We start from the raw sequence: 22,876 nt of genomic DNA, 5'->3' as shown, positions 1-22,876 counted from the left end.
ACTCGTCTTCCCGCTCGTTTTGTGCTCGGGCACTCTAGCATGTGATGGTGAGGTCCTGTCAACACAACAAACCTCACCATCAAGTGTTGCCCTCTCGGCATCGGTCAAACGGAGTCAGCGCGCACAACGAACCTCACCGACGGCACAACCAACCTCACCTATCTCGGCTGCGCGCCGGACCCTGGCCCTTGATCAGACTAAGCCCCGCGGACTTGTGCACAGGTCCCGCACAATACATCTCACCTTGCTGGTAGCAGCACAAAGAATCTCACCTTGTTGCTAAATAGACCTCACCCTTCTCGCACAGTAAACCGCACCATCGGAGCACATAGCACCTCACCTTTGACACAATGCACCTCACCTTGTCTAGCCTAAGTCGTTGAAGAGTAAGGCGTTTGGGGTGCCTTGTTTGTAGGTTCGGTGGTTTACTTCAAAAAAAACCAAACCAACACAGACCCCCGCGACACGAAGCCGAGTACTGCGCACGGGCCGCCGTCTACAGATATGCGTACCCATTTCTGCGGGCAGCCATCTCCAAGCCACTGGCGTTAGAGCGTCGCCATAAGGTCACCACTGGCGCAATGGAATGAGCCCAACTAAGTGTGAGGTCGATTAAGTGGTTGCACGCAGTCGCTGGGATCGCGCCTTCCGGCAAACGCATGGCGGTCATGGTGAGGTTATTTGTGCATCGAATTGAAGGTGAGGTTTTTTGTGCGGAAGGTTATTGAGATCCCTGCCATCCTTGCCTCGCACAAGGAACCTCACCCTCGGCGCATGTGATTGGATGTTCGCCCAGGTGAGGCTTGTTGTGCAGCGCTGCCTTAAGGCTTTGGCGAGATGACGTGCCGCCTCGTAGACCCCCCGGCAGCGCCGGAGGCAAGACGCCGTACCGCACATAGAACCTCACCTTCCTCGAATCTCCCAGCGGCTACCCAAGCCTCACGTGTCGGGAAGGTGAGGTTGATTGTGCGACGCCGGGCCCAATGCCAACCAGCGGAGATGAAGGTGAGGTTCGTTGTGCCCAAGTAGCCGGGCGGCATTGTTCCAGTTGTGCCGAACTGCACAAATGACCTCACCTTCGCATTGCCTACCCTATCCAACGCCGATGAAGGTGAGGTCATTTGTGCCAACTCTTGAAGGCGCTATCGGCGGAGTGGTGACGCTTTCCTATACAAAGGGCACCAGGTGTACCTGAATACCCTTCGGCTCTGCCTAAAAATTAGGCAGAACTGTTGTTTTCGAATAAACTTTTGTTAGAAAACAACCATTTATGAGGCATTGCTCAAGCATTTCCTGTATTCTGAACTTTATCGATTTTTCTGGATAAACCTCAGAATGGTGAGAACAAGCCAACTTCCTGCAGTCGACCGAACTGTACCGCTGGAACAGATATCCCAGTTCGCGGAAAAGGTTTCCATTTTTACCGACGAACTTCGAGAGACGATCCTCGCGCCACGGCCCCGAAAGACGGCGCCAATCTTCAAAACGGGGGAGATTGCGGAGATGTGCAACATCTCTCACTCTCAAGTCCAGTACCTGGCGACCAAAGGCGACGGTGAGTTACCACCCGGGACCGCCGCGGGAACGGGGCGTACCCGAACCTTCACGCTGCAAGAAGCGCGTGTCTGGGTTCAAAGGGTATCCGACATTTATCAGACCCCCCTGGTCACCGGGACCAGAGAGCCCGAGGGGAAAATCGTCATCACCGCCCAACTGAAGGGTGGGTCGGCCAAGACCACGACGACCATGTGTCTCGCGCAGGGGCTGACTTTGCGCGGGCGAAAAGTTTTGGTAGTCGATCTGGACCCTCAAGCTTCCTTATCTGAGCTGTGCGGGCTGTACGCAGAAAAGGACGTGGCCCCGGAAGACACGGTTCTGCCGTATATCTACGACCAGCAGATCGAAGGCGGGCTCCTGGCACAAGCTCAGTCGACCTATTGGGACGGCCTTGACCTGATCCCGGCGCACACCGAGTTAATTGGCGCAGAGTTTCATCTGCCTGCCATGCAGAAGATCAAGCCTGGCTTCCGGTTCTGGACCGTGTTGAGGGAAGGGTTGGAGCCGCTGCGCAAGCATTACGACTACATCCTCATGGATACGTCGCCATCGCTTTCCTACCTGAACCTGAACGCGTTGCTGGCAGCAGACGCGATGGTCATGCCGATGGTCCCGGAGAACCTGGATTTCATCAGTTCGCTGTCATTCTGGCGTCTGTTCTCGGACGTTTCCAAAAGCTTCATCAAATACGAAGCGGACAAAAAATACGATTTTGTCTCGCTGCTGCTTTCCAAAGTCGACTACGGGCGTACTTCATCAGCACCGATCGTGCGCGCCTGGGCGCAGAGCGCCTATGAGAGTTGGTTGCATTCGATCGAGGTGCCGGCGAGTTCAGTGATGAGCAACGGCGCTCTGGCGTTTTCGACAGTGTTTGACGTGAGCAGCACGCATAGCGCAGCCAAGTCGCTGCAGCGAGTGCGCCAACCGATTATCGATTATTGCCGATGGTTGGATGAAATCTATGCAGAGAAGTGGAGGAACGCCCAATGAGCAATATGCGAGATCAGCTACTGGCCAAGACGGCGGGCATCCGCAAGACGTCGGCAATCCAACAGGACGAGGTCAAGCGCAACGATCGTACTCAGACGGCACCGGGTCTCACCGGCGCGCTGGCCGTGGCGCAACTCCGCGTCCAGGAACTTGAAGCAGCAGGCGTTGCGTCGCAACTGTCAGTTTCAGATGTTGTCCCGAATCCATGGCAGCCCCGGCGCGTCTTCAACGAAGGCAAGCTTTCCGAACTGGCAGAGTCGATTCGTGAAGTCGGACTCATGCAGCCAATCGTGGTGCGCCGCGCTGAAACCGGCTACCAGATTGTGGCGGGTGAACGCCGGTGGCGGGTCCATAAGATGCTTGGACTTGATACTGTCAAGGCGGTCGTCGCGGATTGCTCCGATGCGGACATGGCCGTCCTCGCTATGGTCGAAAATATCAGTCGCGATGATTTGGCCGACTATGAAATCGCCCTGTCCATTCGGCAGACCGAGAAGGAATTTCCGTCGCGTGTGCGGCTGGCGGAGGCGCTGGGCCTTTCCAAAAGCGGTCTCTACCGGTTTCTCAGCTTCGCGCAATTGCCAGAGTTTGTCGTGAAGGACCTGGACCTGCAGCCCCGATTGCTTGGGGGAAGTGCTGCGGAAGCGATCGTGACGACGATCCGCAAATATGGGGAAGCCGGGAGCGATGCGGCGAAGGAGATCTGGCCGCTCGTGGCGTCGGGCAGGATGGATCAAGGTAAAGCCGCCGGTGCCATCAAAGCCCTGGCAACACGACGGGCCTCGGAGCCGAGCGCCGCCAGTGAGCGAAGCATTGACAAGTTTTTTTCCGGCAAGGAACAGGCCGGGTCCATTACTAAGGACGTCAATGGCTTCACCGTGAAGATCAAGGTGGGGGCCATGTCGGAGGCTCTGGAGACGCAGATTCGACAGCTCATCAGCGAAACATTCCACCACCAACCAAAGTAAGATCGAGTTTCCAAAACAGCCCGCTTCCCTAAGCGGGTTTTTTTTGCCCTTGAGACGGTACCTCGACTCTGTGCCAAACCTTCCCAACTTGGGACGGTACTCGAGTGGGTGCCAAACCTTCCCAACTTGGGACGGTACTCGAGTGGGTGCCAAACCTTCCCAACTTGGGACGGCATCTCGCGTGGACACCAAACTTTCCCAACTTGGGACGGTACCTCGAGTGGGCGCCAAACTTTCCCAACTTGGGACGGTACCTCGACTGGGGTGCCAACCTTCCCAACTTGGGACGGTACCTCGACGGGGCGCCACACCTTCCCAACTTGGGACGGTACCTCGACTGGGGTGCCAACCTTCCCAACTTGGGACGGTACCTCGACTGGGGTGCCAACCTTCCCAACTTGGGACGGTACCTCGACTGGAGTGCCAACCTTCCCAACTTGGGACGGTGCCTCGACGGGGCGCCACATCTTCCCAACTTGGGACGGAATCTCGAGTGGGCGCCAAACCTTCCCAACTTGGGTCGGTACCTCGACTGGAGTGCCAACCTTCCCAACCTGGAACGGTTATCGAGTGGGCGCCAAACCTTCCCAACTTGGACGGTAGCTCGACTGGGCGCCAAACTTTCCCAACTTGGGACGGTACCTCGGCTGGGGGGCCAACCTTCCCAACTTGGGAGGTACCTCGAGTGGGCGCCCAAACCTCCCAACTTGCGACGGTACTCGAGACTGCGTGCCAGACCTTCCCAACGCGAAGTGCCACGACCGGGTGGGAGACCTTTCCCAACTTGGGACGGTGCGTTGAGACTGGTCGCCCGGACTACGCTTGAGCTGGCCCCTCGAGACTAAGTGCCAGATTTTCCCAACTTGGGACGGTCGTGGGCTGACTTGCCAGCCCTTACAACCTTGGGAGATGCCCGGACTCCTTACCGACCTTTTATCTTGTGACAATGTCGGGGGGCACCATCCCTGACCTTCGCGGCCTGGGATGGTGCCTTCATTTGCTGCCTAACCTTTCTGCCGTGGGCCAGTAGCCAGACTGCGTGCCCCGTGCCCGACCTTGCCGGATGGGAATGATGTCGAGACGCGGTTGCTCGACCTTCCCAACTTGGGACGGTCTCCATCAGTTGGTTGTTTGATGTTCCCAACTTGGGATCGCCTGCGTGCGAGCTGCGAATTGTCACCGTAGACACTGCCTTTGCAGGTAGCGGGTGGTCATTCCAATCTGGCTTCCCAGACCTCGCTGGGCATACTCCCCGGATTACGTGAGGGGCCGTCGCTGGCTCCCCCCACTCGAGGGACCTGCTGTTGGGCGCTACAACGCCCGGGCGATGTCAGTGCTGGTAACGGACATTTCGAACTATCGAGCGCACAGGGATTGGAGCCCGACTTTCCCAAGTTGGGACGGTGTCGCTCCTGCGCTGTCTGGAATGCGGGTGCCGCCGAGGGCCGGTGCAGCTCTCAGCGCTCTGACCGTAAGAGGGCTTGTCGACCTCTCAGCAAGGGATGGGGCATCGCATCCGCTAGCCGTCTCGACCGGTGCGAGCTTATGTGCCGCTGGAAATCTTTCCAGCCAAGGCACGCGCAACGTCTTCAAGCGCTTCGTGGGCGTACCTGCGGGTCGTGTTGATATCGCGATGCCTTAGTGCGCGCTGCACGTCGGTAACGGGTACGCCGGCTCGAAGCAGATGGGTAGCATGCGAATGGCGCAGCCAGTGGGTCGACGCCGCGCGAAGCCGAGCCGCATCATCTGCCCGATTTTCGGAAGTCAGGCGGTCAGCTGCCTCGTCAAACGCAATACGAACGATCGCATAAATCCCCTGGCGGGTACCCAATTGGCGGCTTAGCTTTCTTTGGTGGTCAGCAGGATTGGGACCTGGGAGCCTTGCGGGCTGTCGTCCACCGCCGAGGGCTGGGATGACAGCCATGCTATCCGCCGGGCTAGGCGTTGGGGGTAGTCCAACAAGGAGCCGAAAGCGTGCCAGTTCGCCCATCACGTTGTCGCACGGCACCAGCTGATCCTCGCCTCCTTTAACGTGCCGGATCCGTACCGTCCAGAAGGGACCTGATCGCCCAACCTGGCATTCGAAGTCCGACCACGTCAGCGCGGTTACTTCGGACGCACGCAATCCGGTCAGGAATAGCAGCGCTACGAGCCAGCGGTCCCGAGCCCTATGCAGGAGTGCCCACTCCGTAGTTGCGGCGCGACGTTCGATAGCCGCGAATACGGCATCGATCTGGTCGAACTCCAGGAAGCGTCGCTGAGAACCACGCCCCGCCGCGACACGCTCTCGCGGCACCGTGGCAAACGGATTGATGCGCAGCGCACCAACCCGCACCAGCCAGTCGAACAAGGTGCCGACAATGACCGCACTCTGGCGCCTTGAAGCCTCAGAAAGTGGCCCATGCAGCGGCCGCCAGTTCGGGCTCGTCCTGCGTGCCCGCTCCGTGCTGATTGCCGACGTTGGCGGGTTACCGAGGAAGGCAAGGTAGTCGCTGGCATGTGTCACCTGCCACGTTGCCAGCGGCCGCCCGATTGCCTTCGCGTACCAGAGCAGGCGCAGCCCCTCGAGTTCGTACTGGCTAAGCGTGGTACCCCGGAGTCCCACGCCCGGGGCCGATTTTGCATCGAGCCAGGCCCGGACCCACTGCGCATCGGAGAACTCGGCGGGAAGCACGGGGCTAGCTAGTGCGTTCGGTCCACGAGGCGCCCTTGGCGGCAAGGCGGGTGGAGCGGATCGGGCGGATGTCATGCAGAGCAAACGCGAAAAAGAGGGGCGGCTGGGCACAGTCGTGCGGCCGTCAGCATAAACGTCAGCAAGCGAACAAACGGAAGCCATTATATTCGCTTTTACTACCATTATTCGGATAATGGTAAATCATAAGAGGCGGCTATGTGCCGTTCAAACAGACCAGGATTGCAGGCCCGAAAGGCTGGAGTCGGCGTCCCGCGTCAGTGATTGAGGGCCTTAGGGGCCCGGGTGCGAAGCTGTCCGGGTGCAAAGCCTTCCGAGGGTCGTTCGCACTGATCGCAGAAGCGCCGCCACAAAGCACGCAGCATCTGATCCAGGCCGCTGGCGGAATAGCCGGCCGCCACGCCCGCAAGCTGCTTATTACGCCCGCGCGCCGTGGCCGGCTGTGCCGTCGGGGCTAATAGCGCCGCGTGTGCCGGTGGCATCATGTCTGGCCAACCGCGGTCGGCCCAATGCGCCTGTAAGGCCTGTTGGACGGTGGTATCAAGGCTCACCACCTGTTGGCGCGAACCCTGGCGGTGCAATACCGTGCCGTTGGCACTGGTCTGCACGCTGGCGCAGCGCAGCACCGCCAGCTCGCTCAGTGGCAAGCCTGCGCTGCGCATTAGTTGGGCTGCAACCAGCGCAGCACGATGTCGCGGACCGTGCCGTGCTTCCCCCAGCCAGGCAAGGAAGGCCTCCACGTCGGGTTGGCTGGACGGTGCGCGCAGCGCAGAGGGCGCAGCGGCGGGGGCTTGCCTTGGGATGAGCGGGGCGCACGGCAGGTGGCCGGCCTTGACCAATGCGCGAAGCAGCGCTCGAACCACCCGTAGGGCGGCCGCCACCGAGCTGGTCCCCAGCGGGCCTTCGAAAGGCCGCCAGTGCATTCTGTCGCGCGCCCCGCTCGGGCCGCACCAGAACGCCGCCGGCTGGGGATCCGCAAGAAACTCCTCATATGACTCAAGATCGCAGGCCTCCAACGCCGTCAACCCCTTCTTGCGCGCCGCATTCCACAACAACAGCCGCTCGGCCTCGCGCCGATAGCTGTTGCGGGTATGTGGCGCCCGGTCCTCTAGCCAGGCGCGTACGAACGCCAGATCGGCGGCGAGCGCCGGCCCTGCCGGGGTATTTGGGGCTGGCACCAGCATATGCTCGAGGGGCACCGGATACGGCATCCCGGGGGCCAAGGTCAACGGCACCAGCGCGTCGCGGTGGGCATGGGCGGCAGGCGGCAGCACATAGGCATTGACCGCCGCAGCGCCCATGACCGGGCGCTGGCGCACCAGCCAGTGCGTGATGACCTCGGCCGACTGCGCGCCGATGCGTGGTACCGCGCGCCACCAACTGCTGCCGCGCCGATTCGCCAGGGACGTGAGGTCCTCAATCCGCCGGATATTGGCCGCTACCAGCCGGCGTGCCAGACTCGGCTTGAACCAAAGCGACACATCGTGCTGTGGCTGGGGGTAGCTCTGTCCAAGCTGCTCAAGCGCCGAGACGGCGTCTACCCGCCGGGTCATGCCAACATCCGAACGCGCGCGCAGTGCTTCGAACATGCTCGCGATCTCGGGCTGGCCATGCTGCAGGGCGAACTGCACGAGGCGGTCGCGCAAGGCCAGGATGCGCTGGACCGCCTGGGCCTCGCTCAGGTGCTCGTCCTCATCCGGATCTACCAGGTAGCGGTTGGCGATGTCCACTGGCCGCATGCCTTGCGCATAGGCACGGACCACGGCAAATTCGGTGCGGGTGAGTTTGGTGACGGCGTGGGTAGTGGGATCCTGAGCCATGGAGGCGGCGCTAAGTGCTTGACCTATAACAATATTCAGCACACTCGCTCTGGAGCCGGGCGGAAATGCTGACTAAAGCGCAATGTAAATTATTTTTGTGCGGAACGCTACGCCTACCGAAGCCTGGGCTCCTGTCCCGCCTTAAGCCGCCACATGGCCGCGTGACTGCACGCCGCGGCATATCTATGACGTATCCGAGTGACGGTAGGACAGGCGAGGTGGGCCCCAGTGGCGGAATCGGCGCGCCCTGCGCACTCGAATCTCGTTCCTAAAGGCAGGTAACGGTGGGCGCCAAGTGAGCATCCCACGCTCATAGCGACGGGACAGCGGTCAGGACTGCAATCAGCAAGCCCAGCGCGATGCGATACCAGGCAAACACTCGCAGAGAATGTCGCGCCACAAGGCGAATCATCGCATTGACAACGAACAGCGCCGAGATGAAGGCAGCAATAGAGCCAGCGGCAATCGCCCAGAGGTCCTCCGTCCTGAGTAAGTGGTAGTGCCGCATCGCGTCGTAGGTTGCGGCGCCCAGCATAGTGGGGATTGCCAGGAAAAAGGAGAATTCGGTTGCGGCTTGTCGGGACACGCCAGACAGCATTCCTCCCACGATGGTGGCTCCCGAGCGGGACGTGCCGGGAATCATGGCCACGCACTGCGCGAAACCGATACCGATGGCTTGCTTCCAGCCGAAATCTTCGATGGTGTGAATGCGAGGGACTGCCTTGCGCCGCTCTACCCAGAGGATAATCAGGCCACCCACGATCAATGCCGTCGCGACGACAGCGGGATCGAAGAGTCGGTGCTTGATGGGCCCGATGAACAGTGCGCCGATGACTGCTGCAGGCAGGAAGGCGGCCAGAACCGCAGTGGCAAAGCGTAGCGCTTCCGGATCCCTCCGGACGACTCCCGCGCACAGGTGCATGATCTTGGCACGATACAGCCAGCAGACGGCCAGGATTGCGCCGAGCTGGATCACCACGTCGAACACGCGCGCCTCATGGGACGCGAAGTCGATCCAACCTCCGATCAGGATCAGGTGCCCTGTGCTTGAGATCGGCAGGAATTCTGTCAAGCCTTCAAGGATGCCGAGAAAAAACGCCTTGCCCAGGTGTATCCAGTCAATCATGTGGCTTGTACCTTTTTGGTTGCCTTGCTGTTCGGAAGGGAAGCGGTCAGCGCGCTTGAGAACCGAGAACCTGGCTCACGTCAGCGAGACGCACCTGACCTCCCACGGCATACGCGCGCACCCCGCGACGGCGAGGCCTCGAATGGGCGGCTAGAGTGGCCAGCTAGAGTGGCCAGGGCGGCCTTGACTGGCCCTCAACGGGCATCTGGCTTATGAGCGAGCGAACGAGCCACTGACGCCATAAGCAAACAATTGATCAGGCCGAACCGTCTCGTAGTCGCGAATGCGCATCGCGATGCTGGTGTACTCGTAGACGAATTCTGCGAACACCGCCTTTCGGTCCCTGCCGATCACATCGTAGATGGCTTCCTCGAACTCGGAGTCGGTCCAAACCGTACCAGCGTGGGCAATGACCTCAGCCATCGCGCGGTAGAACCTGCCCTCGTCGACGGGGTGCGCGCTGTACCAGGAGTTGTGAACGAGCCATTGCTTGAGGGCTTTGGCAATCTCGCTTTGTGCCGACATCCAGGGGTCTCCGGTACGCTCTAGGCAATCACGCTGTCAGACAGGTGATAGCCACGCTCCTCCAGGTAGCTGCGGAAATTTGCACCTGTTTCCTGGTGCTTAAGCGCATACTCGACGGTCGCTTTCAAGTAGCCCAGCTTGCTGCCGCAGTCGTAGCGCGTGCCCTGGTAGCGATAGGCCAGCACCTGTTCCTGACTCAGCAGCGACCCGATCGCGTCGGTCAGTTGTAACTCACCGCCGGCGCCGGGCTTCAGTGCGCGCAGGTGGTCAAAGATACGCGGCGTCAGGATATAGCGGCCAACCACGCCGAGGTTCGAGGGTGCCTCTTCCGGTGCGGGCTTTTCCACGATGCCAGACACCTTGATCACGCCTTCGCCCCACTCGCGCCCCTCGACCACGCCGTAGGATCGGCTCTGCTCCGGCGAGATCTCTTCTACCCCAAGCACAGAGCAGTTGTAGTGGTTGTAGGCGTCCACCATCTGCTTCATCACCGGCGGCTCGCCATCGATGAGGTCATCGGCCAGCATGATCGCGAACGGCGTGTCGCCAACCAGTTTGGCCGCACACAGCACGGCATGGCCCAAGCCGAGCGCTTCGGACTGGCGCACGTAGTAGCACTCGACGTTGGCCGGCTTGATCGAGCGCACGACGTCCAGCAGTGCCCGCTTGTTCTTGGCCTCGAGTTCCACTTCCAGTTCGAACGCCTTGTCAAAATGGTCCTCGATGGCGCGCTTGGAGCGGCCGGTGACGAAGATCATTTCGGTGATGCCCGCGGCGATCGCCTCTTCCACGGCGTACTGGATCAGCGGCTTGTCTACCACCGGCAGCATTTCTTTTGGGCTGGCCTTGGTGGCGGGCAGGAAGCGGGTTCCCAGGCCCGCCACCGGGAAGACGGCTTTGCTAACGCGACTCGTCATTTCAGTTGCTCCCTTCTAAAAATTTGAAAAAGCTGAGACGGCCTTGAAACGATGAAGCACTCCGGCAGTGCGGATGCGCATGCCTGGTTTCGACGCTGAGGGACTTCCCCGTTCCGAGCCGTTCAGATTTTCGGACTTAAAACATACTCACTTCTGGGTTAAACAAGCGTGCTGCGTCTCTCGCACACCGGCACCGTCAGGCATTTGTCTGACGGCAAAGAAAGAGGGTGTAGGCGCAACAGGGAATCGCCTACACCCTTAAGCGGCAACGGGGTGCCGCTCGGAATTGTGCTGCGTCGCAGCATCCGCGGTACCCCCCACGCGTTGGGACTGCATGCGGCAAAAGACGTGGTTGCAGGCGAAAAGGGGATCGCCAGCTTGATCAGTTCCGTCACGACCAACTCCGGTGCCGCCAAAACAGCGCAACGTTTGGCGCTTGCGAAATCGCGGTAGCAATTAGCGCAGACCATCGCGCACGCCGAACCTTCCCCATTTCGTTTCCACTCTGATGGGGGGATAGGAAACTTGCTAAAAACGCCGGTTCCGCCTTGAAGATGTAGTCCCACGCGCCATAAACTTCGCCGGTCATTGGCGAAATGACGCAGTGCAAAAAGAGCGCACCTTCGCGCCAGGTAACACGAAGCTAAAACCGCCAGGTTCAAGTCCGCAGGCAACGCCAACAAGCGGAAAGGCACCTACGTGTGCCATGTCGAACAGCGGAATCACCGCGACTCAACCCGCTAAGGAGACGGCGGGGAATGCGGATCTTCTTGCAAACAAGGGAATCATCGAGACGTGCTAAAGCTTTCAAGCAGCTTGAGGTTTGGCAGGGCCGCCATGTGCCTGGGGATCGTTCCGTTGCTGGCTTCCTGCGCACTCGCGCCGGGAATGCGCTTCGACCCACAGCGCCCACTCGATCCGGAGGACCCCGAATCGGTGCCTAAAGTCACGCAGATCACACCGGCGCTGGTGCGCACGCTAAAGGCCGCCACACCACCAGCAAACGCCGGGGTGGAGGAGCTATTCGCCGAGCCGAAGCCCTATACCGTAGGCGTCGGTGACATTCTCTCGATCGTTGTGTGGGACCACCCGGAGCTGGTATTCCCCACGCAAACCTACTCGATCGGGACCGCCTACGAGATTCCGAGCTACAGCGGGGCTGCCAACATACCGGGCTACGTCGTCAGTCCCGCCGGCACCATCCAGTTTCCTTATGCCGGTGTGCTCAAGGTTCTCGGTCAGACCCCGGACCAAATCCGCGGGCAACTGAGCACCCAGCTCAAGCCTGTCGTCACCTTGCCACAGGTCACCGTACGCGTGCTCGCCTTTCGCAGCAAGCGTGTCTACCTCGACGGCGAGGTCAAGACGCCGGGTCCGCAGAATATCGACGATGTGCCCATGACGCTGGTCGAAGCGCTCAACCGCGCTGGTGGCGTGAACGTCTTGACTGGTGACAACAGCCGCATTCGCATCGCCCGGGACGGCAAGACTTACTTCGTCAGCCTGCCTGCGCTGTTGCAGCAAGGCATCGACCCGGCCCGCATCCTGCTGCGCAACGGTGACATCGTGCGCGTGGAGCAACGTGAGGACAGCAAGGTCTTCGTGACCGGCGAAGTCGTGAAGCCGACTCCGGTGATGCCGCGAAACGGCCGGCTCACGCTGAGTGAAGCCATTGGTGAAGCTGGCGGCCTGAACCCCAACTCGGCTAACGCCAGGGAACTTTACGTGATCCGCAAGAGCACGGACGGACAAGCCGAGGTGTTCCACCTGGACGGCAAGTCCCCTGTTGCCTTTGCCCTCGCCGAAGCGTTCGAATTGCAGCCGCGGGACGTTGTCTACGTGGATGCCGCAGGCGTAGTTCGCTGGAGCCGCGTGATCAACCAACTGCTGCCGAGCGGAAACTTCTTTACGTCCACGGCGAACGCAGTCAAATGATCAAGACCGTACTCGTCGTCTGCATCGGCAATATTTGCCGCAGCCCGATGGCAGAGGGGCTGCTCAAGCGGGCGTTGCCCGAGGGCAACGTTGCCTCCGCCGGGCTGGGGGCGCTTACCGGACAGGCTGCCGATCGAGAAGCGGTGGACCTCATGACTGATCAGGGGGTGGATATTTCCGGACATCGGGCCCAGCAGCTCAGTTACGTCATGGTCAGGCGCGCCGATCTGATACTGGTCATGGACGGTGCCCAGCGGCAAGAGATTCAGCGCTTGCACCCCGCTACCACAGGACGGGTCTTCCGCTTGGGCGAACTGGGCAAGTTTGATGTGCCTGATCCCTATCGCCGGCCACGTCCGGCATTCGAGAACGCGCTGCAGCTGATCCAGCGCGGTGTGGAGTCCTGGGTGCCCCGCATCCGTGCCTTGGGTTAAACCGATACTGTCCTGCCTCCAATGAACCATTCCACTTACGTTCCTGTCGCGGCGCCCAGTCAGTCGGAAGAGATCGCACTCGTTCGCTATCTGGACGTACTCGTGGCAAGCCGCTGGCTCATTGCGGCGATCGGCCTTGCCATCCTTGCGCTTGGCGTCGCCTACGCGTTCCTGGCCCGGCCGATTTACGAGGCGAACATCCTCGTGCAGGTTGAGGACAGCCAGAACAGCCCCAATGGCCTGCTGGGCGACGTTTCCTCGCTATTCGACGTCAAGACGCAGGCGACCGCGGAAATCGAGATCTTGCGCTCGCGCATGATTGTCGGCAAGGCAGTGGACAATCTGCGACTCTATATCGATGCGAAGCCGAAGTATTTCCCTCTGCTCGGGGCCTGGATCGCAAGCCAGTCGAAGGGGCTTTCCGATCCGGGCCTGTTTGGCATGGGGGGATACGCCTGGGGTTCGGAATCCATCGCGGTTTCCACCTTCGACATACCCGAGGAGCTGCAAGGCGAGAACTTCATACTGGTGAGCCTGGGTGATGGGCGCTACAGGCTGGAGCAGGGCAGTCTTGACAAGCCTGTCGAGGGCCGTGTGGGGGAAACCGTCGAGGCCGAGCATGGCGTTGGCAAGCTCCGGCTGCTGGTGAGCGCACTGAAGGCGAAGCCCGGCATTGCCTTCAACCTTGTGCGCAACTCCCGCCTGAAGACGCTGGAGCAGTTGCAGCTTCAGTTGAATATCGCGGAGAAGGGCAAGCAGAGCGGCATGATCGGCGCCTCGCTCGAAGGCAATGACGCCAAGTTGACCGCGGCCATTCTGAACGAGATCGGTGACGCATACGTGGCGCAGAACATCAATCGCAAGGCGGCGGAAGCGGAAAAATCCCTGATCTTCCTGAACAACCTGCTGCCGCAGTTGAAGGGCGAGCTCGAACGTGCCGAAGTCAAATACAACGCCATGCGCAATGAGCGGGGTACCTTCAATCTCAGCGAAGAAGGCAAGGCATTCCTGCAGGAGAGCGTGACGGCCGAAACCTCGCTGCTGGAACTCAAGCAAAAGCGCGCCGAGCTTGTGACCCGCTTTGCGCCAGGCCATCCTTCCATGCAGGCCATCGACCAGCAGATCGCCGCGCTCGGCGCGAAGGTGGGATCGATCGCCAGCCGTGTGAAAGCCTTGCCCAATCTGGAGCAGGATACCTTGCGCCTGATGCGCGACGTCCAGGTCAACAATGACCTCTACGTTGGCATGCTGAACAATATGCAACAGCTCAAGCTGGTGAAGGCCGGCAAGGTTGGCAGTGTGCGCCTCGTTGATAGCTCGCCGGTGCCCGAAGAGCCAGTCAAGCCCAAGAAGGCCCTCGTCATCGTCCTGGCTGCGATGCTTGGCGTGCTGGCTGGCGCGGTGGTGGCCTTTGTCCGCAACGCCCTGTTCGGCGGGATTACCGATCCCAAGGATATCGAGGAGCATACCGGTCTCAATGTGTATGCCACCGTTCCCCAGTCCGAGCACCAGATAACCCTCAGCAAGGAAATCCATTCGCGTAAGCGAGGCCAGTATCTTCTGGCGGATCGCTATCCGAACGAGCCATCAGTGGAAAGCCTGCGCAGCCTGCGGACCTCGCTGCAGTTTGCCATGCTGGATGCGACCAACAACCGCGTGCTGCTGACCGGCGCGACCGCCGGGGTGGGCAAGTCCTTCGTCTCGGTCAATCTTGCGGCCTTGATGGCGTCGGGCGGCAAGCGCGTTTTGCTGGTGGACGCCGATCTGCGCAAGGGCTACCTGAATCAATATTTTGGCAAGGACCGGGACCCCGGCTTGTCCGACGTGCTGGCCGGGAAGCTTACTCTGGAAGAGGTCATTCACCGAGACGTCGTCCAGGGGCTCGACTTCATCGGCACGGGGACGATACCTCCCAATCCAGCTGAGCTCATGCTCAACGAGCGCATGGTCAAGTTGCTCGAAGGCCTCAGCGACCGCTATGACTTGCTCATGATCGACACGCCTCCGGTGCTGGCCGTCGCCGATGCGGCAATCCTGGCTGAGCGGTGCGGCACGGTCTTCCTGGTCACGCGCTTTGGCAAGAGTTCGATTGGGGAGATATCGGAGTGTGCCAAGCAACTGGGGCAGGTCAATGTGAGCGTGAAGGGGGTGATCTTCAACGGACTCGATGCCAATGCCTTCCGCTATGGCTACGGCTCCAAATATGGGCGCTACCGCTATGCCTACTACGGCTACTCCCAGAGCGAGAAATCGTGAAACCTTAACGCATTGGCCATCGGGACACTCCGATAGCAAGAGATCGAAATGCACGCCACGAAACTGGATCGCGATTGGGTGCTTGCGGAGCGTGGGCTGGCCACCGTCGCCAGCATGCTGTTGAGCCTTCTCTATCTGACGATCTATTTTTTCGGTCGCGAATCGCTTCCTGAAAAGTGGGTGACCGATTCGAACAAGATGCTGGAATTCCTCGTCACCGGCTCGTCCAACTTCGACGATTCCTTCGCCGCCACCGCAAGGGTGTTTTCCTTCTTTGGCCTGGAGTACGTGAACGTCGTCGCCGCCAGCGTTGGGGTTGCCTACCTCGTGGTGGCATCGAGCCGCGTCGCGGGCTTGCGTGACCTGGCCGCGCGCTGGCTCTTCGTCCTGCCCTGCATGCTGCTGAACCTGCTCGCACCTGGCAAGGAGACCGTCGTGATCGCCATGACGATCATTCTTGTCGCAGGCGGCATGGCCCGCTCGGTGTCTTCCCGCGGCCTCGTCGTCACGAGCATCGTGCTCTACGGATGCTATGCCCTATTCATCCGGAACTACTACGCAATGATCCTGGTGCTCGCGCTCGGCATCCGCGCGTCGGCACGGCTTACACCGGCATGGAAAGGCGTCGTGCTGGTCTGCCTGCTGGGCGCGATATTGGTAGCGCCCTCCGAGATCCTGTACATCCTCCAGTCGCCCAGGGACATCTCCAACAATTACGCGCTGAGCATCGGTAGCGACAACAGGACGATGATCTGGAACCTGTATCCGCCTACCTCGGGTGTCAACTTCATCGTCAACTACCTGTATGCCACCGCCATGTTTGTGTTGCCGGTGATCAGCTTTCGCGCGCCGGTCGATCTTGCCATGATGCTGATGCACTTTGCGATCATCCGCGTAGCCCTGCACGGCTTGTCCGGGACGCCACCTGCGGGTGAGGAATACCGCAAACGCCGCTGGTTTGCCACGCTGATTGTGGCGCATATCCTGGTGCAGTTCATATTCGAGCCGGACCTGGGAAGCTACGTTCGCCATCTCACGTCGGTCAGCTTGTTCCTCATTCCTCTGCTAGCTTTGCCCTCGGCCAATCAAGATGAAGCACGTCGTCATATGCGCGGTGCCGTTCAGTGACAACCTCGGCGATGCCGTGATCGCCGAAACACTGGGCTTCCTGATCCGTCAGACCTTGCCGGGTTGCCGCATCAGTTACCTCGACATCGCGGGGCGCACCCAGCTCGGTGAGAGCTCACTGAAGAAGGGACGCCTGATGCGAGTGTTCTCCCGGTTGCCTGGCTGGGCACGGACTCCTGCGTTGACCCTTGCCATCTGGATGAAATACCGGCGGCTGTGGCGCGCCAGATGGAAGCAGCAACTGGCCGATGCGGATATCGTCGTGATTGGCGGCGGTCAACTGCTGTGCGATGTAGACCTGAATTTCCCCTTAAAGCTCTACCTTCTGGCCCAGTGTCTCGGGAAGAACGCGAAGGTCGCCCTGGTATCGGTAGGCGTGGCGGGCAGCTGGTCCAAGGTCGGGAGGTATCTCCTCTCAAAATTCATCAGGCAGGCGGCGCCGCAATTCATCTCCGTCAGGGACGAGAATTCCCGTCGCAATCTTGTCCGCGTCGCCGGGGGCACGTGTTCCGACGTCACCATCATTCCCGACCCCGCCATCCTGAGTTCCGCCCTCTATGCAGACAAGGGGCTGGAAAAGCGCTGGGATGTGGGAATCTGTGTGTCGGACGTCGAATCACTGAACTACAACGCGGATCTTGCCACCGTATCGGAGCAGGGCCGGGGCATGGGCATGTTCGTGGAGCTGGTGACCAAACTGCGGCGTAGCGGCCAAAGTGTTGTGCTGTTCACCAACGGCGCAGAGGAAGACAATATCGCCGCGACTTCGGTCCGCGACCGGCTCGGCGCTGATGGTGTTGACTTCATCCTGCCCAGATCCCCGGCGGAACTGGTCTCGATCATCGCGGGATGCCAGAGCATGGTTGGCCACAGAATGCATGCGAACATCATCGCATTCAGTTTCGGCGTGCCGTCCGTTGGCATAGTCTGGGACACCAAGGTCGCGTCGTTCTTCAGGCTGAGCGGGCGCGGTGATTTCGCGGTGCGGCAGACGGCCTGCGCTGAGGACCTGATCGAAAGGCTGGCGTACGCTCGATCCCTGGGCGCAGCACAGTTCAAGAGATCGGCGCGGCTCGGCCACGACATTACGCAGGGCTTGTCCCTGCTTTTCGGTCAGACCCTGGCGATGCCAAGCCCATCGTCGGCGCTGCAGGCAGGGATCAAGGCGGCGCCTTCGCTTGAGGGAGGGCAATAATGCGCCGCATGCTGTCAGCGCTTGGCGCGGTGTTCGAACAGGCCGCGTACACGGCAGTGCAGTTCGGCATTAACGTGGCGCTCGCCCGGTCCATGGACGTGGCAGGCTACGGCCTGGTTGCGGTTGTGCTGTCCCTGGTGGTGTTTATCAATATCTTCTATGTCTCCTTCCTTCACGAGCCGGCCCTGATCGAGGGGGTAAAGTTCCGCGTGGGCTTCTCGATGGAGGTTGCCGTGCTAACCGTGTTTCCGGTTACTGCGGGCTCGATCCTCTACCTGTACGGGCATGGCCTGAGCACGTCGGCCTGTGCGGCGGCCGCCGTGCTGTTCGCCAGCTACACCGCATACTGGGTGCTCCGGACCGCAGGCGCGAAGGCGAGAGGCTATACCGGGCTGCTGGTTTGCCACACGCTGATCGGTGGCGGCGTTGCCATGATTGGCCTGGCGTCCGACATACAGCAGGCGCCCGCGGCGATGCTGATGCTGGCCGCTGCGATCCTGCTCCCCACGTTGCTCGGGGCCGGTGCCATCCAGCGCGATGGGCGGATCGAAATTGTCTCGGGAAGGCCGGCCTCTCCGCGGACGTGGTTGGCATTTGGTGCAAGTTCAGCGAGCGCACAGTTGATGAGCTGGCTGGTCGGCCCGGGCCTGGTCGTGCTGCTGGGCTCGCTGGGACACTTTGCCGACTCGGCAAAATTCCGGATTCTGCTGACGGTTCTGCTGCCAGCCCAATATATCCTGATGGCGCTTGGCTATCACTTGATGCCGAGGTTTGCGGCCTCATTCAAGCAGGACGACACCCTGACGCTGGCCAAGACGTCTGTCATATTCGTGCTGGGCGGCGTCGCGCTGGCCGGTGTGCTGAGCGTGCTGTTGCTGCTGTACGGCGATCACCTCGTCGTCATGCTGTTCGGCGCGGCATATGGGGATCTCGATGTGCGCTTCTTTTCGCTGTTCCCGATCGTGTTCGCCGTCGTCATGTGCCTGAGAACCTTGTTGAAATCCTTCGGCATGGCCCGCGCCATTTTTCTTGCTGCGAGCATCGGCCTGCTGGCAGGAATTGGCCTGGGGGCATGGCGCTATCCTCAGCTCGACTACCTCGTGGCAGCGCAGATCATGCTGGTGTCATTCCTCACCATTGCGCTGATCCAGACTGGTGCGCTTGCAATGGGCGTGCTTCGCAGGCATGGCCTCGATTAGGGGCTTGCCCGTGCGCGGCCGTGCGTGGGCGCGCGCGCTGGCCCTGGCGGCGCACGTGGCGGTGTCTGGTCTGTCGCTTTGCCAGCAGGCGCACGCCGAACTGCACGAGGCGCCGAGGCGGATTGCGTCGATGCCGGCCTTTGCCGTGCAGATCGATCCCGCCACGGTGTCTTATCGCGACCTGGCCACGATCAAGAGCATGGGATTCTCGCTTGTGCGCTTCGGCGTGCGGCCCGAGGTGGTCCGGGGCCATTTGACGCCGCAGCGCTACTTGCAGGTCATTGGCCAGGCGCGCCAGGCCGGCCTGCACCTGCTGGTCACGCTTTACGGCGGACGGTTTATCTGGGGGGATACTGGCGAAGACGGTTCGAGTGACGCGAATGAGGCGAGGTTCGCCGAGTTCGCGGTCCAGTTCATGCGGCGCAACAACGGGCCGGATCTGTCGTACGAGTTCTGGAACGAGCCGGACAACCGGACCTTCCTGCATCCCTCGGTACCCATCTCACGGCTGATCTCGACCGCCGGCAGGATTTGCGACGTGCTGGCGCAGCAGGGCATCGCTCCGCTGCCATCTCTTTACCTGTTCGGTCTTGCGCGCCTGCCGAAGCCAGAGAACCCGGCCGCGGAGCTGTCGTTCTCCCGCTGGCTGACAGATCCGCGCTTGAGCTGCTTTAAGGGCTTGAGCATTCACCCATACCGGGCCATGCCCGAGACGCTCGTGCAGGACTATCGGCAACTGAGCGGCCGGGTCCGCAACTCAACACGTCCGTCTGCCGAGCTGATTGTCAGCGAATGGGGCTATGCCTCGTACCTTCCGGTGCGCAGTGAGGCAACGCAGGCCGCGTTGATCGCCAGGCAGGTGCTTTCCGGCGTCATTGCCGAAGTACCCATGCTGGGCATCTACGCGTGGCGCGATCGGGGCGAGGCCCGGTGGGACCGAGAGGCAAATTTCGGCCTGCTACGGGCGGATGGGTCGGAAAAGCCCGTCATCGCCATGCTGCGCGATTTGCTGGGCGTCCTTGTTGGTGCGAAGGATGCGGAGTGGCGCGAGCGTAACGGAAGCTTCGTCCTGTCCTTGCGCAAGGAGGACGCGGTCCACCGCATCTATTGGGGACCACAAAGCAAGGCCATGATGCTTGAGGAACTGGACAAAGGAAGGGCGGAGGGGTGCAAGGTCCGGGCCTTGGGGACGTCCACCGGGGCGCGGCCTTGCCCGGCGGTGCGGCAGGCCGATGCTGAGCTTCCCAATGGGGCGATTCTGCTGGTCAGTTTGCCAGGCGGCGCGGTGCCGCCCTGACCAGCAGAGTCGGTGGCCGCGCTAGGCAAGGACTTCGCGTGAATAGAAGGATTCGAATTTCCTGGCCTGGGTCACGATATTGAATTCGGACGTCGCACGAGACGCGGCTCGCTCGGACATGGTTTGCCAGAGCCTGGCGTCCCCGACGATGGCATCAATGCAGCTTGCCATGGAGGGGGCGTCGTCAGCCGGAACGATGAAGCCGTTGCTGCCATCGACGATGATGTCCTTGATGCCGTCGACGTCGGTGCCGACCACCGGGATGGCCAGGGCATTGGCCTCCGCCAGCACGTAGCCGAAGCTTTCGTAGTGCGAGGTCAGCACCACGACTGCGGCGGAACCCATCAACGCCAGCAGATCGGAGCGGCTCATCCACGCGATGGTCGTCACATCCTTGCCCTCGACCAGGCGGCGCTCTTGCAGCAGTGCATCGAGCGTAGCCCGGTCATCCTCATAGTGGCCGTAGCCAACCAGCATGAACTCGATATCCGCGCGTCCCTGGAACAGCTTGGCCACGTCGAGGAACATGGGAATGTTCTTCTGCCGGCTGATGCGCGCCACCATGATCACGCGCTTGACGCCGGGAGCCAGCCGCCTGTCGGCCGGCGGCAGTCGTGGCTCCACGGCATTCAGTATCGAATGTGCGCGTTCTTGCGGCAGCCCAACCTCGTGGATGGCCCGATGGCGCTCCGACGGCGAGGTCGCCAGTACCGCGTCCGTCAGACGATGCAGCAACCGCTCCGCCATCAGGAACACGCGCCGCTTGATCCCGCTCAGACCGAGGTAGTAATAGGCATGGGGAGTATAGACAACGCGCACGTTCAATCCGACGCACGCCAGCCGACCCACCAGTCCCGCTTTCGAGCTGTGCAGGTGAACAATCTGCGGCGCAACGCTTTTGACCAGCGCCCGCAACCTGAGCGCCGCCTTCAAGTCGTTCACCGGCTCGAGCTTGCGGGGAATCGGCACGTAGCTGACTCCAAAGTTGCGCGCTTCTGCAATGGCCGAGATGGAGCATTGCTTCGGCAGGGCAAAGTGGAAGCTGATGTTCTCGACATTGATATGGGATGCCAGCAGGTGGAGGTAAGTCTCGACACCGCCCAGGCACTCGGTCACATGCAGGACTTTGATCATTGGGTTGCGTATTAAGGTGCGTCTTAGGGTGTGTATCAAGGTGCGTTTCAGGGGCGCATCGGATTGCGCATAGGCTTGCCTGTCCGGGATGTGGTCGCTGGCCTCAGTAAGCGTTGCTTCCCACCCAGCCCCGGAACGCGGTCCAGAAGATGATTCGCAGGTCCAGCCAGAATGACCAGTTGCGTATGTAGAAGATGTCGTGCTCCACCCGCTTGGCCATCTTGTCCAGGGTGTCGGTCTCGCCGCGATAGCCGTTGACCTGGGCCCAGCCCGTGATGCCGGGCTTGACGCGGTGGCGCAGCATGTAGAAGTCCAGCTGTTCCTTGTACATGTTGTTATGCGCCATGGCGTGGGGCCGGGGGCCTACCACGCTCATTTCTCCCTTCAGCACGTTGATGAACTGTGGCAGTTCATCCAGGCTGGTACGGCGCAGGAAGGCGCCGATTGGCGTCACGCGGCTGTCGCCTTTGGTGGCCTGCGTGACCACGCCGTGCTCGCTATGCACCTTCATGCTGCGGAACTTATAGACGTGGATCACGCGCCCATCCATGCCGAGGCGTTCCTGCTTGAAGAAGACTGGCCCCGGCGAGTCGCGCTTGATCAGAATGGCGATGAGCAGGAACAGCGGCGACAGCGCGATGAGCACCAGCGCGGAAAAGGTTCGATCGAAGATCGCCTTGATGGTGCCCCGCACGCCGAGCGAGGGTGGCTTGTTCATTTCCACCGCGGGCATGCCCAGGAAATTGCCGACGTTGTGGTTGAGCAGGTCAAAGTCGAGCACGCTCGGCATCCACTTGATGTCGATGAAGTCGTTGCGCAACGAGAAGGCGATTTCCTGCATCAGGCGATACTCACTCATCGGCAGGGTGAGCCAGATCTCGGCAATCCCGCGCTCGCGCGCGAAATCGGCGATGTGGGCGCTGTCGGTGATGCGGTGCCGTCCTTCTGGCGTGGATTCGCCTTCCGGGGCATAGATGCCGCTGATCTTGAATCCGGTGGTGTGGCTGGCGGTCGCGCGGCGGTACATCTCCTGACCGGTACGGCCGAAACCCACGATGATCACACGCTTGTTGTTGGCACCGGCAACGCGCAGCAGGTTGAGCACGGCACGGCTGACGACACGCAAGCCCAGCAGGCCGGCCAGCGAGAACGCGTACCAGTACACCATCCACAAGCGGGACAGGGAATCGGCCTGGTGAAGCAGGTAGGTCAGCAGCAGGCTCACCAGCCAGACCAGGCTCCATGCAGACAGCAGGCGCGCAGCGAGCGAGATCAGGCTGCGGCCACGCCAGGACGTGTAGACGTCGAACCCGGGCAGCACGATGAAGGCGATCGCACAGCCAAAGTACTGGATGAACTGGTGGATCGGCGCGTGCGCAGTGGCAAACCGCACTTCACTGGCCAGGATTGCCGCAAGCCAGATGGCGCCGGCGTCGAGCAGGCGAGCCATCAGCGCGAGCTGATCGTGGTGCCTGGCAAACATATCGCGATAGATACCCAATTGCTTCCCCCAGAAGCGTTCGAGTAATGGGCGCTCAAGCGAGTGCCCATGCCCTTGTTGTCTCCTCCGAACTTGCAGTCCGCGCATCGTGGCGGCCAGGCTCGTCACGTTGGCATGCATCGTCGTTGCGCATGCTCATGGTGTGAACAGAGCAGAGTCGTGCGGGACTGCTTCGCGGCAGCCGGTTCCATGGCGTGGCAGC

Annotated in this window: 16 protein-coding genes; 9 read left to right on the top strand and 7 right to left on the bottom strand. The window is 61.1% G+C overall.

Going from position 1 to position 22,876, the window contains the following annotated elements; all coding sequences use genetic code 11:
* The first annotated feature begins 1,335 nt into the window (after window positions 1–1,335).
* On the top strand, window positions 1,336–2,547 hold the full coding sequence (locus CTP10_RS37505; protein ID WP_116318371.1) for a ParA family protein: 1,212 nt from the start codon (window positions 1,336–1,338) through the stop codon (window positions 2,545–2,547).
* Window positions 2,544–3,515, top strand: coding sequence for a ParB/RepB/Spo0J family partition protein (locus CTP10_RS37500; RefSeq protein ID WP_116318370.1), 972 nt, complete (start codon window positions 2,544–2,546; stop codon window positions 3,513–3,515). Before CTP10_RS37505 ends, CTP10_RS37500 begins: the two co-directional genes overlap by 4 nt.
* A 1,543-nt stretch (window positions 3,516–5,058) precedes the next feature.
* Here CTP10_RS37500 and CTP10_RS37495 read toward each other — a convergent pair.
* The 5 genes from CTP10_RS37495 to galU all read right to left on the bottom strand — a co-directional run bounded on the left by CTP10_RS37495 (window position 5,059) and on the right by galU (window position 10,595).
* Window positions 5,059–6,189, bottom strand: a complete 1,131-nt coding sequence (locus tag CTP10_RS37495) for a tyrosine-type recombinase/integrase (RefSeq protein WP_233528003.1) — start codon at window positions 6,187–6,189, stop codon at window positions 5,059–5,061.
* Window positions 6,190–6,464: 275 nt separating this feature from the next.
* Window positions 6,465–8,027: a phage integrase family protein gene (locus tag CTP10_RS37490; RefSeq protein ID WP_116318368.1), complete on the bottom strand. Its 1,563-nt coding sequence runs from the start codon at window positions 8,025–8,027 to the stop codon at window positions 6,465–6,467.
* A 310-nt stretch (window positions 8,028–8,337) separates the two neighbouring features.
* Window positions 8,338–9,153, bottom strand: coding sequence for an undecaprenyl-diphosphate phosphatase (locus CTP10_RS37485; RefSeq protein WP_116318367.1), 816 nt, complete (start codon window positions 9,151–9,153; stop codon window positions 8,338–8,340).
* Window positions 9,154–9,363: 210 nt separating this feature from the next.
* Complete coding sequence (locus CTP10_RS37480) at window positions 9,364–9,678, bottom strand: hypothetical protein (protein ID WP_116318366.1); 315 nt, start codon at window positions 9,676–9,678, stop codon at window positions 9,364–9,366.
* A gap of 20 nt (window positions 9,679–9,698) precedes the next feature.
* Entirely contained in the window at window positions 9,699–10,595 is an 897-nt protein-coding gene (gene galU, locus CTP10_RS37475) for a UTP--glucose-1-phosphate uridylyltransferase GalU (protein ID WP_116318365.1), read from the bottom strand.
* A 795-nt stretch (window positions 10,596–11,390) separates the two neighbouring features.
* Here galU and CTP10_RS37470 point away from each other — a divergent pair.
* Genes CTP10_RS37470 through CTP10_RS37440 form a run of 7 tightly spaced genes read left to right on the top strand, consistent with a single transcriptional unit; the run spans window position 11,391 to window position 20,039 of the window.
* Window positions 11,391–12,530, top strand: a complete 1,140-nt coding sequence (locus CTP10_RS37470; RefSeq protein WP_116318364.1) for a polysaccharide biosynthesis/export family protein — start codon at window positions 11,391–11,393, stop codon at window positions 12,528–12,530.
* A complete protein-coding gene (locus CTP10_RS37465; protein ID WP_116318363.1) occupies window positions 12,527–12,964 on the top strand; it encodes a low molecular weight protein-tyrosine-phosphatase in 438 nt (145 codons plus the stop codon). The genes CTP10_RS37470 and CTP10_RS37465 overlap by 4 nt, the downstream gene beginning before the upstream one ends.
* Window positions 12,965–12,985: 21 nt before the next feature.
* Complete coding sequence (locus CTP10_RS37460) at window positions 12,986–15,220, top strand: polysaccharide biosynthesis tyrosine autokinase (RefSeq protein WP_116318362.1); 2,235 nt, start codon at window positions 12,986–12,988, stop codon at window positions 15,218–15,220.
* 48 nt (window positions 15,221–15,268) lie between these two features.
* Window positions 15,269–16,348, top strand: a complete 1,080-nt coding sequence (locus CTP10_RS37455) for a hypothetical protein (protein ID WP_116318361.1) — start codon at window positions 15,269–15,271, stop codon at window positions 16,346–16,348.
* Complete coding sequence (locus CTP10_RS37450; protein WP_116318360.1) at window positions 16,311–17,543, top strand: polysaccharide pyruvyl transferase family protein; 1,233 nt, start codon at window positions 16,311–16,313, stop codon at window positions 17,541–17,543. The genes CTP10_RS37455 and CTP10_RS37450 overlap by 38 nt, the downstream gene beginning before the upstream one ends.
* Entirely contained in the window at window positions 17,543–18,742 is a 1,200-nt protein-coding gene (locus CTP10_RS37445) for a lipopolysaccharide biosynthesis protein (RefSeq protein ID WP_116318359.1), read from the top strand. The genes CTP10_RS37450 and CTP10_RS37445 overlap by 1 nt, the downstream gene beginning before the upstream one ends.
* A gap of 10 nt (window positions 18,743–18,752) precedes the next feature.
* On the top strand, window positions 18,753–20,039 hold the full coding sequence (locus CTP10_RS37440; RefSeq protein ID WP_233528031.1) for a hypothetical protein: 1,287 nt from the start codon (window positions 18,753–18,755) through the stop codon (window positions 20,037–20,039).
* A 21-nt stretch (window positions 20,040–20,060) separates the two neighbouring features.
* Here CTP10_RS37440 and CTP10_RS37435 read toward each other — a convergent pair whose 3' ends face one another.
* Both CTP10_RS37435 and CTP10_RS37430 read right to left on the bottom strand, forming a co-directional pair.
* Complete coding sequence (locus CTP10_RS37435; RefSeq protein ID WP_233528002.1) at window positions 20,061–21,212, bottom strand: glycosyltransferase; 1,152 nt, start codon at window positions 21,210–21,212, stop codon at window positions 20,061–20,063.
* 64 nt (window positions 21,213–21,276) lie between these two features.
* The gene (locus CTP10_RS37430) at window positions 21,277–22,656 is read right to left on the bottom strand and encodes an undecaprenyl-phosphate glucose phosphotransferase (protein ID WP_116318356.1); all 1,380 of its coding nucleotides are present in this window, start codon (window positions 22,654–22,656) and stop codon (window positions 21,277–21,279) included.
* Window positions 22,657–22,876 lie beyond the last annotated feature (220 nt).

Source organism: Cupriavidus sp. P-10 (genome assembly GCF_003402535.2).
GTDB lineage: Bacteria > Pseudomonadota > Gammaproteobacteria > Burkholderiales > Burkholderiaceae > Cupriavidus.
The sequence above is the reverse complement of the archived record's forward strand: the minus strand, read 5'-3'. Positions and strand labels throughout refer to the sequence as shown.

Coding starts and splice junctions, on each gene's coding strand:
- CTP10_RS37500 (WP_116318370.1), top strand. CDS start 2,544: ATGAGCAATATGCGAGATCAGCTACTGGCCAAGACGGCGGGCATCCGC.
- CTP10_RS37480 (WP_116318366.1), bottom strand. CDS start 9,678: ATGTCGGCACAAAGCGAGATTGCCAAAGCCCTCAAGCAATGGCTCGTT.
- CTP10_RS37505 (WP_116318371.1), top strand. CDS start 1,336: ATGGTGAGAACAAGCCAACTTCCTGCAGTCGACCGAACTGTACCGCTG.
- CTP10_RS37460 (WP_116318362.1), top strand. CDS start 12,986: ATGAACCATTCCACTTACGTTCCTGTCGCGGCGCCCAGTCAGTCGGAA.
- CTP10_RS37445 (WP_116318359.1), top strand. CDS start 17,543: ATGCGCCGCATGCTGTCAGCGCTTGGCGCGGTGTTCGAACAGGCCGCG.
- CTP10_RS37455 (WP_116318361.1), top strand. CDS start 15,269: ATGCACGCCACGAAACTGGATCGCGATTGGGTGCTTGCGGAGCGTGGG.
- galU (WP_116318365.1), bottom strand. CDS start 10,595: ATGACGAGTCGCGTTAGCAAAGCCGTCTTCCCGGTGGCGGGCCTGGGA.
- CTP10_RS37485 (WP_116318367.1), bottom strand. CDS start 9,153: ATGATTGACTGGATACACCTGGGCAAGGCGTTTTTTCTCGGCATCCTT.
- CTP10_RS37450 (WP_116318360.1), top strand. CDS start 16,311: ATGAAGCACGTCGTCATATGCGCGGTGCCGTTCAGTGACAACCTCGGC.
- CTP10_RS37490 (WP_116318368.1), bottom strand. CDS start 8,027: ATGGCTCAGGATCCCACTACCCACGCCGTCACCAAACTCACCCGCACC.
- CTP10_RS37465 (WP_116318363.1), top strand. CDS start 12,527: ATGATCAAGACCGTACTCGTCGTCTGCATCGGCAATATTTGCCGCAGC.
- CTP10_RS37430 (WP_116318356.1), bottom strand. CDS start 22,656: ATGTTTGCCAGGCACCACGATCAGCTCGCGCTGATGGCTCGCCTGCTC.